The organism is Pseudomonas sp. HY7a-MNA-CIBAN-0227 (assembly GCF_040310325.1).
GTDB lineage: Bacteria > Pseudomonadota > Gammaproteobacteria > Pseudomonadales > Pseudomonadaceae > Aquipseudomonas.
Genome location: NZ_JBEOPT010000001.1, coordinates 303735 through 321082, shown reverse-complemented (window position 1 = coordinate 321082; position 17348 = coordinate 303735). Strand labels below are relative to the sequence as shown.

General features: G+C 59.0%; 13 protein-coding genes. 3 read left to right on the top strand and 10 right to left on the bottom strand.

Annotated elements, in window-relative coordinates:
• Positions 1–11: 11 nt before the first annotated feature.
• From AAEZ06_RS01500 to AAEZ06_RS01455, 10 genes are all read right to left on the bottom strand, one after another.
• Positions 12–983, bottom strand: a complete 972-nt coding sequence (locus AAEZ06_RS01500) for a peptide ABC transporter ATP-binding protein (RefSeq protein WP_149410842.1) — start codon at positions 981–983, stop codon at positions 12–14.
• Positions 983–1951, bottom strand: coding sequence for an ABC transporter ATP-binding protein (locus tag AAEZ06_RS01495; protein ID WP_149410843.1), 969 nt, complete (start codon positions 1949–1951; stop codon positions 983–985). The genes AAEZ06_RS01500 and AAEZ06_RS01495 overlap by 1 nt, the downstream gene beginning before the upstream one ends.
• A gap of 10 nt (positions 1952–1961) precedes the next feature.
• Entirely contained in the window at positions 1962–2873 is a 912-nt protein-coding gene (locus AAEZ06_RS01490) for an ABC transporter permease subunit (protein ID WP_133099929.1), read from the bottom strand.
• Between the two features lie 10 nt (positions 2874–2883).
• The gene (locus AAEZ06_RS01485) at positions 2884–3894 is read right to left on the bottom strand and encodes an ABC transporter permease subunit (RefSeq protein ID WP_149410844.1); all 1011 of its coding nucleotides are present in this window, start codon (positions 3892–3894) and stop codon (positions 2884–2886) included.
• A 76-nt stretch (positions 3895–3970) separates the two neighbouring features.
• Positions 3971–5578: an ABC transporter substrate-binding protein gene (locus tag AAEZ06_RS01480; RefSeq protein WP_350612551.1), complete on the bottom strand. Its 1608-nt coding sequence runs from the start codon at positions 5576–5578 to the stop codon at positions 3971–3973.
• Positions 5579–5659: 81 nt separating this feature from the next.
• The gene (locus AAEZ06_RS01475; RefSeq protein WP_350612549.1) at positions 5660–7060 is read right to left on the bottom strand and encodes an OprD family outer membrane porin; all 1401 of its coding nucleotides are present in this window, start codon (positions 7058–7060) and stop codon (positions 5660–5662) included.
• 171 nt (positions 7061–7231) lie between these two features.
• A complete protein-coding gene (locus AAEZ06_RS01470; RefSeq protein WP_149410847.1) occupies positions 7232–8836 on the bottom strand; it encodes an ABC transporter substrate-binding protein in 1605 nt (534 codons plus the stop codon).
• Positions 8837–9141: 305 nt separating this feature from the next.
• A complete protein-coding gene (locus AAEZ06_RS01465) occupies positions 9142–10767 on the bottom strand; it encodes an ABC transporter substrate-binding protein (RefSeq protein ID WP_149410848.1) in 1626 nt (541 codons plus the stop codon).
• Between the two features lie 258 nt (positions 10768–11025).
• A complete protein-coding gene (locus tag AAEZ06_RS01460; protein ID WP_149410849.1) occupies positions 11026–12627 on the bottom strand; it encodes an ABC transporter substrate-binding protein in 1602 nt (533 codons plus the stop codon).
• An 87-nt stretch (positions 12628–12714) separates the two neighbouring features.
• Positions 12715–13428, bottom strand: coding sequence for an SIMPL domain-containing protein (locus AAEZ06_RS01455; RefSeq protein WP_149410850.1), 714 nt, complete (start codon positions 13426–13428; stop codon positions 12715–12717).
• A gap of 225 nt (positions 13429–13653) precedes the next feature.
• Here AAEZ06_RS01455 and AAEZ06_RS01450 point away from each other — a divergent pair, with 225 nt between their 5' ends.
• The 3 genes from AAEZ06_RS01450 to AAEZ06_RS01440 all read left to right on the top strand — a co-directional run bounded on the left by AAEZ06_RS01450 (position 13654) and on the right by AAEZ06_RS01440 (position 17290).
• Positions 13654–14916, top strand: coding sequence for an ATP-binding protein (locus AAEZ06_RS01450; protein WP_149410851.1), 1263 nt, complete (start codon positions 13654–13656; stop codon positions 14914–14916).
• Positions 14909–15469: a response regulator transcription factor gene (locus AAEZ06_RS01445; RefSeq protein ID WP_133099920.1), complete on the top strand. Its 561-nt coding sequence runs from the start codon at positions 14909–14911 to the stop codon at positions 15467–15469. Before AAEZ06_RS01450 ends, AAEZ06_RS01445 begins: the two co-directional genes overlap by 8 nt.
• Before the next feature lie 99 nt (positions 15470–15568).
• On the top strand, positions 15569–17290 hold the full coding sequence (locus AAEZ06_RS01440; RefSeq protein ID WP_350612545.1) for an ABC transporter ATP-binding protein/permease: 1722 nt from the start codon (positions 15569–15571) through the stop codon (positions 17288–17290).
• The last annotated feature ends 58 nt before the right edge of the window (positions 17291–17348 follow it).

Genomic DNA, 17348 nt, shown 5'->3' with positions numbered 1-17348 from the left:
ACATCTACCGGCTAGGCCACAAACTGCTCCGCGTAGTGGCAAGCCACCTGGCGATTATCGAGTTCGCGCAAGGCGGGCTCGTCGGTGCTGCACAGTTCGGTGGCGTACGGGCAGCGCTTGTGAAACGCGCAGCCGGACGGCGGGTTGAGCGGGTTGGGCAACTCGCCGACGATCTTGATCTTCGGCTTGTTCGGGTCCGGGTGGATGGTCGGTGTGGCCGACAACAGCGCCTGGGTGTAGGGGTGCAGCGGGCGCTCATAGATGTCGTTCTTCGCGCCCATTTCCACCGGGCGGCCGAGGTACATCACCATCACGTCGTCGGCGACGTGCTGCACCACCGCCAGGTTGTGGGAGATGAACACGTAGGCGGTGTTGAATTCCTGCTGCAGGTCCATGAACAGGTTAAGCACCTGGGCCTGGATCGACACGTCCAGTGCCGAGGTCGGTTCATCCGCCACCAGCACCTTGGGTTGCAGCATCATCGCCCGGGCCAGGGCGATCCGCTGGCGCTGACCACCAGAAAACATGTGTGGGTAGCGCTGATAGTGCTCAGGGCGCAGGCCCACTTGCTTCATCATTGCCTGGACTTTTTCACGACGCTCGGCGGCCGACAGGTTGGTGTTGATCAGCAGTGGCTCGCCGAGCTGATCACCGACCTTCTGCCGTGGGTTCAACGAGGCGTAAGGGCTCTGGAACACCATCTGCACGTCTTTGCGCAGCTGCTTGCGCTGGGCCTTGTCGGCGCCAGTGACTTCCTGGCCGGCAATTTTCAAGGAGCCGGAGGATGGTTCTTCAATCAACGTTAGGGCGCGAGCGAGGGTGGATTTGCCGCAACCGGATTCGCCCACTACGGCGAGAGTCTTGCCGGCTTCCAGCTCAAACGACACACCATTAAGGGCGCGCACCAGGGCGTGGCCCTTGAACAGGCCACGGGACACTTCGTAGTGACGGGTCAGGTCGCGGGCGGTAAGAACGACGGCCATTACGCCACCTCCTGGTTCAAGGGGTAGAAGCAGCGCGCAAGGCTGTGGGCTTTAGGGTCCAGACCTGGACGCGTCTGACGGCAGCTGTCCTGAACGTAAGGGCAGCGCGGCGACAGCAGGCAACCTTGGGGACGGTCATAACGACCGGGCACGATGCCCGGCAAGGTCGACAGCCGGGCGGCGCCCATGCTGTGTTCCGGAATCGCCGCCAGCAATGCTTCGCTGTACGGGTGGCCGGGTACGTCGAACAGGCCAGGCACTTGCCCGACTTCCACGGCTTGGCCGGCATACATCACACACACGCGCTGGGCGGTTTCGGCCACGACTGCGAGGTCGTGGGTGATCAGCACCAGGCCCATGTTCCTTTCTTTTTGCAGGGCCAGCAGCAGCTCCATGATCTGCGCCTGGATGGTCACGTCCAGCGCGGTGGTCGGCTCATCGGCGATCAGCAGTTTCGGCTCGCCGGCAATGGCCATGGCAATCGCCACACGCTGGCTCATGCCGCCGGACAGTTGGTGCGGGTAGGCGTTCATACGGCTGGCGGCGCCAGGGATTTCCACCTTTTCCAGCAGTTCGATGGCGCGCTTGCGGGCTTGTTTGCGGGACATCTTGAGGTGCAGACGCAGCACTTCTTCGATCTGGAAACCCACGGTGTAGCTGGGGTTCAGGGCGGTCATCGGGTCCTGGAACACCATGGCCAGATCTTTACCGACGATTTGCCGACGCTGGCGGTTGCTCAGCTTGAGCATGTCCTTGCCGTCGAAGTTCAGGGCGTCAGCGGTGACGATGCCAGGGTGCTCGATCAGGCCCATCAGCGCCATCATGGTCACGGATTTACCCGAACCCGACTCGCCAACGATGGCCAATACCTCACCTTTGTCGACGCTAATATCGAGGCCGTCGACCACTGGGACTGCGCTCTTGTCGCCGAAGCGGACATTGAGATTCTTGATTTCTAGCAGTGACATGGGAATCTCCTCAGGCGGCATTCTTGAGTTTCGGGTCCAGCGCATCGCGCAGGCCGTCGCCCATCAGGTTGATTGCCAGCACGCTGAGCAAAATGGTCAAGCCAGGCAGGCTCACGACCCACCAGGCGCGTTCGATGTAGTCGCGAGCCGAAGCCAGCATGGTGCCCCACTCAGGGGTTGGCGGTTGTACACCAAGGCCGAGGAAGCCTAACGCTGCGGCATCGAGAATCGCCGAGGAAAAGCTCAAGGTCGCCTGGACGATCAACGGTGCCATGCAGTTAGGCAGCACGGTGATGAACATCAGGCGTGGCAGGCCGGCGCCAGCGAGGCGGGCGGCGGTCACGTAGTCGCGGTGCAGTTCGCCCATCACTGCGGCGCGAGTCAGGCGGACATAGGACGGCAGGGACACGATGGCAATGGCGATCACGGTGTTGATCAAGCCAGGGCCAAGGATGGCGACAATGGCTACGGCCAGCAGCAGCGACGGCAGGGCGAGCATGATGTCCATCAAACGCATGATGGTCGGGCCCAGCAGGCGCGGGAAGAACCCGGCGAACAGCCCCATCAGGATCCCTGGGATCAGCGACATCACGACCGACGACAAGCCGATCAGCAAGGACAGGCGCGAACCCTGGATCAAGCGGGACAGCAAGTCACGGCCCAGTTCGTCGGTGCCCAGCAGGAACTGGATCTGCCCACCTTCGAGCCACGATGGCGGGGTCAGCAGGAAGTCGCGGTACTGCTCGCTCGGGTTGTGCGGTGCGACCCAAGGGGCGAACAGCGCGCAGAACACGATCACGATCATGAACATCAGGCCGGCGACGGCGCCCTTGTTCTGGGAGAAGGCTTGCCAGAATTCTTTGTACGGGGACGGATACAGCAGGCTTTGATCGACTGCTACCGATGGAGTTGGTGTGCTCATGGTCATGATCTCAGCGCTGGTGACGGATGCGTGGGTTGGCGAAGCCGTAGAGGATGTCCACTACGAAGTTCACCATAATCACCAGGCAGGCGATTAACAGGATGCCGTTTTGCACCACGGGATAGTCCCGTGCGCCAATGGCTTCGATCAGCCATTTGCCGATGCCGGGCCAGGAAAAGATGGTTTCGGTCAGGACCGCACCGGCCAGCAGGGTGCCGACTTGCAGGCCGACCACCGTCAGTACCGGGATCAGCGCGTTGCGCAGGCCGTGGACGAACACTACGCGCGCCGGCGACAGGCCTTTGGCCCTGGCGGTACGGATGTAGTCTTCGCGCAGAACTTCGAGCATCGAGGAGCGAGTCATCCGCGCGATCACCGCCAGCGGGATGGTGCCGAGCACGATGGCCGGCAGGATCAGGTGGTGCAGGGCGTCCCAGAACGCATCCGGTTCGTCCGCCAGCAGGGTGTCGATCAGCATGAAACCGGTGCGCGGCTCGATGTCGTAGAGCAGGTCGATACGCCCGGAAACCGGGGTCCAGCCCAGGCTCACCGAGAAGAACATGATCAGGATCAGGCCCCACCAGAAGATTGGCATCGAATATCCCGCGAGGGAGATGCCCATCACCCCGTGGTCGAACAGGGACCCTCGCTTCAAGGCCGCGATCACCCCGGCTAAAAGCCCAAGGATGCCGGCGAACAACAGGGCGGCCAGGGACAGTTCCAGGGTCGCAGGGAATAGGGCGGAGAACTCGGTCCACACGCTGGTACGGGTGCGCAGGGATTCGCCAAGGTCGCCTTGGGCGAGTTTGCCGACGTAGTCCAGGTATTGCGCATACAGCGGTTTATTCAAACCAAGGCGTTCCATTGCCTGAGCGTGCATTTCGGGGTCGACTCGTCGCTCGCCCATCATGACTTCCACGGGATCGCCAGGAATCATGCGAATCAACGCGAAAGTCAGCAAGGTGATGCCGAAGAACGTGGGGATCAACAACCCCAATCGGCGGGCAATAAAACTAAACATCTTGTTGTGTACCTCAATCAGCCGGTTAGGCAGGTTCGGCACCGTTAATATCGACGGTGCCGAGCGTTTCTCTTATTTACTTCACCAGGGTGGTGGCGAAGTTATTTGTAGTCAGAGGGCTTTGAACAAAACCTTCGACGTTCTTGCGCATGGCGGTGAACATTTTCGGGTAAGCCATGGGAAGCCATGGTTGGTCCTTGGCGAAAACGTCCAGTGCTTGTTCATAGAGTGCAGCCCGTGCCGCCGGCTCAGTGCCTGCGCGGGCCTTGTCGATCAAGTCTTGAAACTCCTGGTTACACCAGCGTGCGTAGTTTTCGCCGTTTTTCGCTGCTTCGCAACTCAGGTTTGGAGTGAGGAAGTTGTCCGGGTCGCCGTTATCACCTGCCCAGCCGGCCGACATCAGGTCATGTTCGCCGGCTTTGGAGCGTTTGAGCATCTCGCCCCACTCAAAAACGCGGATGTCGATCTTCAGGCCGATACGCGCCAGGTCCGACTGCATCATCTGCGCGCCGAGCAATGGGTTGGGATTGGTCGGGCCGCCGCCGTTGCGGGTGAACAGTGTCAGCACGGTGCCTTCAGGCACGCCAGCTTCCTTGAGTAAGGCGCGGGCCTTATCCAGCTCTGCGGGCGTGCGGGGAGGGTTTTTCAGTTTGTCGCTGAAGCCCAGCAGCGTGTTTGGGTAAGGCCCCGTGCCGACCACGGCGTTGCCTTTGCCATACAGCGCGTCGGTGTAGGCCTCTTTATCGAACGCAATGTTGATTGCGTGACGCACGCGCGCGTCGCTCAGGTATTTGTGGGTAGTGTTCATGGCGGTGTAGCTGGTGGTCATGGCCGCCAGTTCCGCGACTTTCAGGTTCGGGTCGGCCTTGGCATTCGGGACGTCATCGGGCTTGGGGTACAGCGCGATCTGGCACTCGTTGGCCTTGAGCTTTTGCAGGCGCACGTTGCTGTCGGTGGTGATGGCCAGGATCAGCGGGTCGGCCGGTGGCTTGCCACGGAAGTACTCCGGGTTGGCTTTGAAGCGCACCTGGGCGTCCTTGGCGTAGCGAGTAAAGATGAACGGCCCGGTGCCGATCGGCTTGCTGTTGAGGTCGGCGGTCTTGTCGGCCTTGAGCAGTTGGTCGGCGTATTCGGCGGAGTGAATCGAAGAGAAGGCCATGGCAATGTCAGCCAGGAACGGTGCTTCACGGCGGGTCAGGGTGAAGACCACGGTATGGTCGTCAGTCTTCTCTACGCTTTTGAGCAGATCCTTGAAACCCATGCTTTCGAAGTACGGATAACCCACGTTGGACTTGTTATGCCAAGGGTGTTTCGGGTCCAGCTGACGCTGGAAGCTCCAAAGCACGTCGTCGGCATTCATGTTGCGCGTGGGTTTGAAGTAGTCGGTGGTGTGGAACTTGATGTCGTCACGCAGGTGGAACGTGTAGGTCAGCCCATCAGCGCTGATTTCCGGCAGGTCTTTGGCGAGCGCCGGTATCACTTCGGTGGTGCCGGGCTTGAAGTCCACCAGGCGGTTGAACATGGTTTCAGCCGCGGCGTCAGCGGTGACGGCCGTGGTGTACAGGACCGGGTCGAAACCTTCCGGGCTGGCTTCGGTGCAGACCACCAGCGGTTTGGCCGAAACGCCGATCGCAACGCTCAACAGCGCAGCGGCAACGGCGGCTTGTAGCGGGAGCATTTTCATTCAGAGCCCTCCTGCAATCGATGGGACCAGACAAGCGTAAACGGCGGGCTCTTCGTGAGCCCGCCGTCGACCTGGTGCTAATTAGAGAATGTTGAACGGGATGGTGGTGACCAGACGGAACTCTTTGATGCTGCCGTCGGACTGGAACTCGCTGCCGCGGTGCTCAACGTAGGTCGCACGCACAGTAGTGGCCTTGAGCGCGCCGCTCTGAATGGCGTAAGAGGCGCCTACACCGTATTCCTGGTGTTTCTCGCCGTCTTGCTTCTGGATACCGTCGTAGGCGAATTTGGCCCGGCCACCGTTGCCGGTGTAGTGGGTGCCGTCGATGTCCCAGCCGCGTGCTGAGTAGGCGTTGAATTTCAGGCCTGGCACGCCGTATTCGGCCATGTTGATACCGTAGGCAATCTGGAAGGATTTCTCGTTCGGACCGTTGAAGTCGGACGTCAGGGAGTTGGCCAGGTAGATGCCGTTGGTTTCGTGCAGGTAGTCGAAGTACTCGTTACCGTTCACTTGCTGGTAGGAGAAGGTCAGGCTGTGAGCCTGGTGAGCCAGGCCCAGGGACAGGGAGAAGGTATCGTTGTCGATTTCCCCCATCTCTTTTTTGCCTTCATCGACGGTTTTGTAGTAATTGAAACCGGTGGTCAGCGCCAGTTGCTGAGCGTCCCCCAACTCGTGGGTTGCGCCGAAGTAGTACTGGTTCCAGAAGTCCTTCACGTTGGCGGCGAAGAAGCTGGTTTTCAGGCTTTTCAGTGGCTGGTAGTTGGCACCCAAGGTGTAGACCTTGTCGCTTTCTGCGCCATTGCCGTATTCGGTACGGAATTTCGACAGGCTCTGTTCGGTACGTGGCGATACGCGGTCAAACACGCCGCCCTGGAACGACAGGTTGCTGAACTCTTCGCTGTTGAAGCTCACACCTTCGAAGCTCGAAGGCAGCGCACGGTTGCCGATGGTGTCGACGATGCCGCTGCTGAAGTTCTGGCGACCGGCGGTCAGCGTGGTGTTGGACACACGGAACTGCACGTTGGCCAGGCCCAGTTTGCTCCACTGGTCTACGGCGTTGCCGTCGGAGTCAGCCAGGGTACGGTTGGAACCGCCCTTGATGTCACGCTTGCTGCGGTCCAAGACCAGCGCGTTGTAGACGGCCAATTCGGTTTTGACGCCTACAGTGCCCTGGGTGAAACCCGAGCTGGCGTTGATGATGGTGCCCTGTACCCAGTTAGTACGGTTACGGTCGGTCAGGGTTTGACCATGCTTCTGGTATTCGAAGATGCCCCCACGGTATTTGTGCTCGTTGGAGTACCAGTTGCGCGTGCTGCCGCCCAGGCTGAAGTCTTCGACAAAGCCTTTGGCCTCGCTTTGGGCGCTGGTGCCGGCCAGTGTGGTTGGAACGAAGTCCTGGCTTACAGGTTCAGCGTAGGCCGTGGCCGTGGCCGTGATGCTGCTGATGGCCAGGGCCAGTAGCGCGGTGCTGCTCAGTTTCATGGGTGAAGCTCCTTTGGTTCTCTTTTTTTGATGCCGGTCTTTTTAGGTGAACCGGCTATTGGGTGTGGAACTCGTTCAAGCCTTGCAAACGTTTGCCGAAGGGAAAAACCCGAATTCAGGCTGCACGTTTGCTGGAGAGCCACTTTCGCTCTCCACAATCCGGTTAGTTTCTTATGGGGTAATGCTGACGCCCGAGAACACGTTGCGGCCGAAGGGGCTCACCTTGAAACCTTCAACTTTGGCGCTTAACGGCTGGTTGACCGTCGAGTGGGCGACTGGCGTGATCGGCACCTGTGCTTTAAGCAGTTGCTGCGCCTGTTTGTACAGAACAGTCCTTTGTTCGCGGTCGGTAACGACCTTGGCTTGCTTGATCAGCTTGTCGTACGCCGGGTCACACCACATGGAGTAGTTGTTCCCGCCGATGGCGTCACAGCTGTAGAGGGTGCCCAGCCAGTTGTCCGGGTCACCGTTGTCGCCGGTCCAGCCAATCAGGCTGACATCGTGTTCGCCATTCTTGGTGCGCTTGATGTACTCGCCCCATTCATAGCTGACGATCTTGACCTTGAGGCCGATCTTCGCCCAGTCACTCTGCAGCATTTCTGCCATCAGCTTGGCGTTGGGGTTGTACGGGCGTTGCACTGGCATCGCCCATAGGGTGATCTCGGTGCCTTCCTTGACGCCGGCGGCCTTGAGCAACTCCTTGGCTTTTTCCGGGTTGTAGGCGGCGTCCTTGATGGTGTCGTCGTAGGACCATTGGGTCGGCGGCATGGCATTGACGGCCAGTTGGCCTGCGCCCTGGTACACCGCATTGAGAATGCTCTGCTTGTTCACCGCCATGTCCATGGCCTGGCGTACTTCGAGTTGGTCGAAAGGCTTGTGCTGCACGTTATAGGCGATGTAGCCGAGGTTGAAGCCAGGTTTGGTCAGCAGTTGCAGTTTCGGGTCGGCCTTGAGGGCGTCTACGTCGGCTGGCCGCGGATGCAGAGTGATCTGGCATTCGTTGGCCTTGAGTTTTTGCACCCGCACCGACGCATCGGTGTTGATGGCGAAAATCAGTTGGTCGAGCTTGACCCGGCTCGGGTCCCAGTACTGTTTGTTGCCGGTGTAGCGGATCTGCGAGTCTTTTTGATAGCGCTGGAACACGAACGGCCCGGTGCCGATCGGCTTCTGGTTGATCTCGCTGGGCTTGCCGATCTTGAGCAAATGGTCGGCGTATTCGGCCGAGAGGATCGAGGCGAAACTCATGGCGATGTTCTGGATAAACGCGGCGTCTACCGTATTCAGGGTCATGACCACGGTCAGCGGGTCGGTTTTCTCGACCTTGGCGATGTTCTTGTTCAGGCTCATCCCGTTGAAGTACGGAAACTCGGTGGGGTAGGCCTTGCGGAACGGGTATTCGGGGTCAAGCATGCGATTGAAGGTGAACAGCACGTCGTCGGCGTTGAAGTCACGCGTCGGCTTGAAGTCCTTGTTGCTGTGGAACTTGACGCCTTCACGCAGATGGAAGGTGTAGGTAAGGCCGTCCGGCGAAATATCCCACTTGGTTGCCAGCCCCGGTACTACGTTGGTGGCGCCTTTCTCGAACTCGGCCAAGCGGTTGTAAAGCGGTTCGGCGGCATCGTTGTCCGTGGCGGTGGTGTATTGCGCGGTATCAAACCCGGCCGGGCTGCCTTCGGAGCAAAACACTAGGCTCTTCTTGTCGGCGGCCTGGCCCATCGAGGCGATGGCCAACAGGCTGGTACCCAATATTGCGGATAGAACGGTTGTATGGCGCATGACGGTCCCTAATCCTTGTTTATTGTTGTCGTCAGTGAGCAATTGCCGTGCCCGTCAGGACATGGAAACAACACTGATCTTCGTTCAGCAGCTGCCCTACAGGTACTACGCCTCTGCCCTTGCGCGACGTTATGGGTCGGCAGTTGAGCAGTAAATGCGGCAAACCTGACAGACCTTGTAGGAATGGGACGGTACATTCGCAGTTCGATGCCGTAGGACGGCGGCGAGTGCGTTTGTAGTTCCATTTCAGCGGTCTTGGCGGATGCAATAACGGCGACGTTATGCAACGTCGCCGCCAGAGCTCCTTACTTGCTGATGCTCACCCCGTAGAAGGAATTCAAGCCAAATGGGCTGATCTTGAAATCCTGCACGGTGGTGCGCATGGGTTGATACACCGTCGAGTGCGCGATAGGTGTCATCGGGACTGCATCTTTGAGGATGTGCTGCGCCTGCTTGTACAGTTCGGTGCGCTTGGCGACGTCGGAAGTGGACTTGGCTTCCTTGACGATGCCGTCAAATTTCTTGTCGCACCATTTGGAGAAGTTGTTGCCGGCCAGGGAATCGCAGCCGAACAGCACGTTCAGCCAGTTGTCCGGGTCACCATTGTCGCCGCTCCAGCCAATGATCATGGCCTGGTTCTCGCCGCCTTTGGAACGCTTGATGTACTCGCCCCATTCGTAGCTGACGATGTTGACCTTCAGGCCGATCTTGGCCCAGTCGCTCTGTAGCATTTCAGCCATCAGCTTGGCGTTCGGGTTGTACGGACGCTGGACCGGCATGGCCCACAGGGTAATGGCGGTGCCTTCCTTGACGCCGGCTTCCTTGAGCAGCGCCTTGGCTTTCTCAGGGTCGTACTTGGCGTCCTTGATGGTGTCGTCATAGGACCATTGGGTTGGCGGCATGGCGTTGACCGCCAGTTGGCCTGCGCCCTGGTACACGGAGTCGATGATTTGCTGCTTGTTGACCGACATGTCCATGGCCTGACGGACTTTCAGGTTGGCCAGTGGGTTCTGGTCAGTCTGGCCCTTGAGCACCGGCATGACGTTGTAGGCGATGTAGCCCAGGTTGAAACCGGCCTGGTGCGGCAGTTTCAAGAACTTGTCTTCGCCCAGAGCCTTGAGGTCGGCCGGACGCGGGAAGAGGGTGACCTGGCATTCATTTTTCTTGAGCTTCTGGATGCGCACCGACGGGTCGGTGGTGATGGCGAAGATCAGGTTGTCGATCTTGACGTCTTCAGGCTTCCAGTAGTCCTTGTTGCCGGTGTAGCGGATGTTGGAGTCTTTCTGGTAACTCTTGAACACGAACGGACCAGTGCCGACTGGCTTCTGGTTGATGTCCTGGGCCTTGCCTTCCTTCAATAGTTGGGCGGCGTATTCTGCCGACTGTACGGAGGCGAAGCTCATGGCCAGGTTCTGGATGAAAGCCGCGTCCACGGTGCCAAGGGTGAACTTGACGGTGTGGTCATCGACTTTCTCGATGTTCTTGATGTTGGTGTCCATCCCCATGTCCGTGAAGTACGGGAACTCGGTGGGGTAGGCTTTACGGAACGGATCATCCTTGTTGATCATCCGGTTGAACGTGAACAGTACGTCGTCAGCCGTGAACTCACGAGTTGGCTTGAAGTACGAGGTGGTATGGAACTTGACGCCTTCGCGAAGGTGGAAGGTATAAGTCAGACCATCCGGGGAAACGTCCCAAGTGGTGGCCAGACCAGGAACAACGGCGGTGCCGCCGCGCTCAAACTGGGTCAGGCGGTTGAACATGGTTTCGGCCGAGGCATCGAAGTCTGTTCCGGTGGTGTACTGGCCTGGATCAAAACCGGCCGGGCTCCCTTCGGAGCAGAACACCAGGTTAGTCGCCGCTTGGGCGAAAGGTGCAGCGGCCATTAAACCGGCGCTGACTAAAAACGGAATGACTGCGTGTTTAAGCATGTTGGCCTCATGATTTGTTGTCATTTTTGGTAGTGAGGGCGACCTCGTGAGTCGACCTGCGGATACTTACGCAGGGCCCATACCCAATGCAAGATGCAGAGAGGCTACAAGGGCTAAAGAGTGGTACGAGCGTACAGGAATGTCGCATTGATGTAAGTCTTGACACGTTTCGGCATGTTGGAGGGGTTTTTTCGGTGCGTTAGGCGCACCAAATAGGCCCAATCGAGGCGTCTGGCGCACCCGATTGGAGCATGGCTGTTACTTATTTAAACCCACACCGTAGAAAGGCGTCAGGCCAAACGGACTGATCTTGAAATCCAGGACTTCCTTTCGAAGGGGCTGGAAAACCGTCGAGTTTGCGATAGGTGTTATAGGTACTTGTTCTTTAAGTATTTTCTGCGCTTGTTGATACCACTTGATGCGCTCGTCACGGTCACTGCTGACCTTGGCCTTCTGCACCAGTTTGTCGTACTGCGGGTTACACCATTTTGCGTAGTTGCTTCCCTTGACCGCAGCACAACTGTAGAGCACGCCGAGCCAGTTATCCGGGTCACCATTGTCGCCGGTCCAGCCGTAGATCATCACGTCGTGCTCGCCGTTTTTTGCCCGTTTGATGTACTCGCCCCATTCATAGCTGACGATATTGGCGGTGATCCCGACCTTGGCCCAATCCTGTTGGATCATCTGTGCCGACATCCGCGCATTCGGGTTGGAGGCTCGCTGTACAGTCATCGCCCACAAATTGATGGTGGTACCAGGTGCAACCCCTGCTTCTTTTAGTAGCGCGCGAGCCTTGGCTGGATCGTAGGGCGCGTCCTTGATAGACGGGTCATAAGACCACTGGGCAGGCGGCAGGGCGTTCTGCGCCAATTGTCCGGCGCTTTGGTAGACGGCCTTGATAATCGCTGGTTTATCGATGGCCATGTCCAGTGCCTGGCGCACCTTGAGCTGGTCCAGGGGCGGATGGGTCACGTTGTAGGCAAGAAAACCCAGGTTGAAGCCCGCTTGTTGAAGTACCCGCAAGCTGGGGTCTTGTTTCATCACTTCGATATCGGAGGGGCGTGGATAACCGCTGACCTGGCATTCGCCGGCCTTGAGTTTCTGCAGGCGCACGGCGGCATCCGGGGTAATGGAGAACACCAGATTGTCGAGCTTCACATCCTCGGGCTTCCAATATTGCTTATTGGCGCTGTAGCGAATCTGCGAATCCTTCTGGTAGCGCTTGAACACAAACGGCCCAGTACCGATGGGCTTCTGGTTGATGTCGGCGGCCTTGCCTTGCTTGAGCAACTGCGCCGCGTATTCGGCGGACTGCACCGAGGCGAAGCTCATGGCCAGGTTCTGCACGAACGAGGCATCAACGTTGTTGAGGCTGAAGCGCACGGTGTGCTCATCGAGCTTTTCGACACTTTTGATGGTGGTGTTCAGGCCCATGTCGGTGAAGTAAGGCGACTCAGACGGATAGGCTTTGCGAAACGGGCTGCCGGCATCCAGCAACCGCTGGAAGGTAAACAGCACATCGTCAGCGTTGAAGTCGCGGGTTGGGGTGAAGTAGTCGGTGGTATGGAACTTGACTCCTTCGCGCAGGTGGAAGGTGTAGGTCAGCCCGTCCGGGGACACGTCCCAGCGTGTGGCCAGGCCTGGCTCGACTTGCGTACCCCCGCGCTTGAACTGGGTAAGCCGGTTGAACACGGTTTCGGCGGAGGCATCGAAATCGGTGCCGCTGGTGTATTGGCTGGGGTCGAAGCCGGCGGGGCTGGCTTCGGAGCAGTACACCAGGGTGGTTGCAGCTTGGGCCATTGGCATAAACGCCAGCAGGCCGGCAGCGAGGAGCAGCGGTTTAAAGGCGATTCTTTCCATGGAGACCCCTGAAATGGCAGGTACAAACTGCCCAAACGAAAATGGCGGTCACCGAGGTTACCGCCGTTCAGGTTCATCAGGTAGGGGTCAAGGCATCGAGACTTCGATCACGCCATCCGCGCTCATGCTGACCTGGCTGGTGCCGGCCTCGACTTCAGGTGTAGGCGCCGAATCCATGGCCGCTGCTTTCATCATCATGCCGCCACGCGCATACGGTTGTGGATAACCATTGGTGTTGAAGTTCAGGTTGACGATCTTGTAGCCCTTGCCACCCAGTGCGTCGGTGGCCAGTTGGGCACGGGCCTTGAACGCGGCAACGGCTTCTTTCAGAAGGGCGTCTTCGCTGGCCTTGCGGGTCGGGTTGGCGATGGCGAAGTCCATGCTGTCCATTTTCAGGTTGGTCAGCATCTCGCCGGTCAGCTTCGACAAGGCAGCAAAGTCCGAACTTTCCATGCGCAGTTCGGCGCGTTCACGCCAGCCGGTGATCTTCTGGTTCTTGTTGTCGTAGATTGGGTAGCTGTTGCGGCTGCCCTGACGCAGGGTGACGCCTTTGACTTCGCGCGCCTGGGCCAGCGCCTTGTTCATGGTGGTGGTGATTTCGGCGGCCAACTTGCCCGGGTCGGTGTTCTGCGACTCGGTGTAGAGCGTGACGATCATCTGGTCACGGGCCACTTCCTGGCTGACTTCGGCACGCAGGGAAATCTGGTTGTAATGCAGCTCATCGGCGGCCAGTACGGGCAGGCTGGCAAGGGTGCTGGCGCTGAGGGTAATAGCGGCGGCACTGCGAGTGAAACGTGACATGGAAGCTCCTTGGGGGGTGATCGTATTCGGTAAGACTGTAGACGGTCCGTTCGGGTTCAGCGGGTTACACATTCTCTACAACTTTCAGGGGCGCCGACGAACGGTCAACTCACCCGGCTCGTTCGTTAAAGATGATCTGCGTCAAAGGGCCACACGCTCGCTGACTGTACTGTTGCTTCGTTTATACTCGATCCGATCCGCCTGGAGCGCTCATCAGGAGAGCTCATGCTCGCCCCCGTACAACTAACTTCCGCCACTCGCCAGAACCTCTGGCGCCTGACGTTTATCCGCACTCTGGTGCTGGCCGCACAGGCCGGTTCGGTGGGGCTCGCCTATTGGTTCGACCTGCTGGTGCTGCCTTGGCTGCAACTGGCGGTGACCCTGGGTGTCTCCACGGTGCTGTGCGTCTTTACCGCTATTCGCCTGCGCACCACGTGGCCGGTGACCGAGCTGGAATACGCCCTGCAACTGGCGTGTGATCTGTTTATCCACAGTGTGCTGCTGTATTTCTCCGGCGGTTCCACCAACCCCTTTGTCTCTTATTACCTGGTGCCGCTGACCATCGCCGCCGTGACCTTGCCGTGGCGTTATTCGGTAGTTTTGTCTGGCATTGCGTTGACGCTTTACACCCTGCTGCTGGCGCGGTTCTACCCGTTGCAGACGTTCCCCATCGCCCGGGAAAACCTGCAGGTCTACGGCATGTGGCTGAGCTTTGCCTTGGCGGCGGCGGTGATTACGTTCTTCGCCGCGCGCATGGCCGAAGAGTTGCGCCGTCAGGAAGAGCTGCGGGCCATTCGCCGCGAAGAAGGCCTGCGTGACCAGCAGTTGCTGGCAGTTGCCACCCAGGCGGCCGGCGCGGCCCATGAGTTGGGCACGCCGTTGGCCACCATGAGCGTATTGATCAAGGAGATGCGCCAGGATCATCACGACCCGGCGTTGCAGGATGATCTGAGCGTGCTGCAGGACCAGGTCAAACTGTGCAAGCAAACCTTGCAGCAGTTGGTGCGCGCTGCCGAAGCCAACCGTCGCCTGGCGGTGGAGATGCAAGACGTCACCCAGTGGCTGGACGAAGCGCTGAACCGCTGGCACTTGATGCGTCCCGAAGCCAGTTATCGCTTCCACTTGCTGGGGCAGGGCACGGTGCCACGCATGGCGCCACCGCCAGACCTGACCCAAGCGTTATTGAACTTGCTGAACAATGCCGCCGACGCCTGCCCGGAAGGGCTGGAAGTGCAGTTGGACTGGGATTATGAAAACCTCACCATCAGCATTCGCGATCACGGCGCCGGTGTGCCGCTGGCCATTGCCGAGCAGATTGGCAAGCCATTCTTTACCACCAAGGGCAAAGGTTTCGGCCTGGGCCTATTTTTGAGCAAGGCCAGCGTGACCCGCGCTGGTGGCTCAGTGAAACTCTACAGTCATGAGGAAGGTGGCACGCTCACCGAGCTGCGCCTGCCCCGTGTCGCACGAGGAGACACCAATGAGTGACGAGATTCAAGTCGAAGGCGAAGAACTGCCGCATCTGTTGCTGGTAGATGATGACGCTACCTTTACCCGCGTGATGGCCCGCGCCATGAGCCGGCGCGGTTTTCGCGTCAGCACCGCGGGGTCGGCCGAAGAAGGCCTGGCCATCGCCGCGGCGGACCTGCCGGACTATGCCGCTCTGGACCTGAAAATGGACGGTGACTCCGGCTTGGTGCTGTTGCCCAAGCTGCTGGAACTGGACCCGGAAATGCGCGTGCTGATACTCACCGGGTATTCCAGCATCGCCACCGCCGTGGAGGCCATCAAGCGCGGGGCCTGCAATTATCTGTGCAAACCAGCGGATGCTGACGACGTGCTGGCCGCCTTGCTTTCCGAGCACGCCGACCTCGACACGTTGGTGCCGGAAAATCCGATGTCGGTGGACCGCTTGCAGTGGGAACACATCCAGCGGGTACTGACCGAGCACGAAGGCAATATCTCCGCCACGGCCCGCGCCTTGGGCATGCATCGGCGCACCCTGCAACGCAAACTGCAAAAGCGTCCGGTACGACGCTGAACGGCGGCTGAACAACTCGCTTCAGGCAGCACGGAGTCCTGGGCCGATCCTCTATGATCGGTTCAACGCCTGTCCTCTCTCTCCAGTCGAGCCTGAACGATGAATCAGAACGCTGAGTATTCTGCGGTCAACGATGCGGTGCTTGGGCAATTCTTGCGGCGGGTATGGCGACTGATCACCCCTTACTGGCGCAGTGAGGAGAAGGGCAAGGCCTGGCTCTTGTTGCTGGTGGTGTTGGGGTTATCGCTGTTCAGCGTGGCGGTCTCAGTGTGGTTCAACAGTTGGAACCGCGACTTCTACAATGCCCTGGAAAAGAAAGACTACGACGCCTTCACCCATCTGCTGATGTACTTCAGCGTGATCGCTGTAGTGGCAATTGTCACCGGCGTATTTACTTCCTATCTGCAGCAAATGCTCACCATCCGCTGGCGGCGCTGGCTTACCGAAACCTATTTCGCCAAATGGTTGAGCCAGAAGAATTACTATCACCTGGAATACGGCGGTTACACCGATAACCCCGACCAGCGTATCTCCGAAGACCTCAACGCCTTTACCAGCAGCACCCTGAGCCTGGGGCTGGGTTTTATCAGCAACCTGGTGAGCCTGGTGTCGTTTTCGGTGATTTTGTGGGGCGTGTCCGGCAGCATCGAGGTGTGGGGTATCACCATTCCCGGTTACATGTTTTGGGCGGCCTTGGTGTACGCGGTGGTAGGCAGTTGGTTGACCCACCTGATCGGTCGACGGCTGATTGGCTTGAGCAACCGGCAGCAGCGCTTCGAGGCTGACCTGCGTTTCAGTTTGGTACGTGTGCGCGAGAACGCCGAAAGCATTGCCTTGTTCAATGGCGAGCCCAATGAGCACCAGCAACTGAGCGCGCGTTTCGGGCGGGTCTGGAGCAACTTCTGGAGCATCATGCAGCTCAAGAAGCGCCTGAGTTTCTTCACCAGCGGTTATTCGCAGATCGCCATTATCTTTCCCTTCGTGGTGGCGGCGCCGCGTTACTTTGCCGGCAAAATCGAGTTGGGCGTGCTGATGCAGGTCGCCCAGGCGTTTGGCAGTGTGCAGGGCAGCCTGAGCTGGTTTGTCGACGCGTACACCGTGCTGGCCAGTTGGCGTGCCACATGTGATCGTCTGCTCAGTTTCGGCCATGCCATGGACGATAACGAAGAGCGCGTGATGGGTATCGAGTTACAGCGCCAGGGCGGCGATTTGCAGATGAATAATCTGAGCCTGGATCTGGCGGACGGTCGTCATTTGCTTGATGGTGCCAACTTGACGGTCACGGCAGGCGATCGACTGATGCTCAGCGGTCGTTCTGGCAGCGGTAAAAGTACCTTGCTGCGGGCTATGGGCAACCTGTGGCCAAACGGCCATGGCAATATTCGCCTGCCGGCCGAGCGCTATCTGTTCCTGCCGCAAAAGCCGTATCTACCGATTGGCACTTTGCGCGAGGTGTTGAGTTATCCACAGCCTGACGGCGCCTATCCTGCTGAACGTTATGCACAGGTCCTGGAAACCTGCCGCCTGGGGCATTTGATTCCTCGCCTGGAGGAGGCCAATCATTGGCAGCGCATGCTTTCGCCGGGTGAGCAGCAGCGTTTGGCGTTTGCTCGGGCGTTGTTGTTTGAGCCGCAATGGCTGTACATGGATGAGGCCACTTCGGCGATGGACGAGGAAGATGAGGCGGCGCTGTATCAGGCGTTGATCGACCAGTTGCCGGGGTTGAGCATCGTCAGTGTCGGCCACCGCAGCAGCCTCAAGCGCTTCCATGGGCGGCATGTGCGGATCGAAGGCGGGCAGTTGCAAGAACAGGCGGTCTGAGACGCCCAACAAAAAGCCCGGCTGATCATCGATCAGCCGGGCTTTTTATATCGCTTGA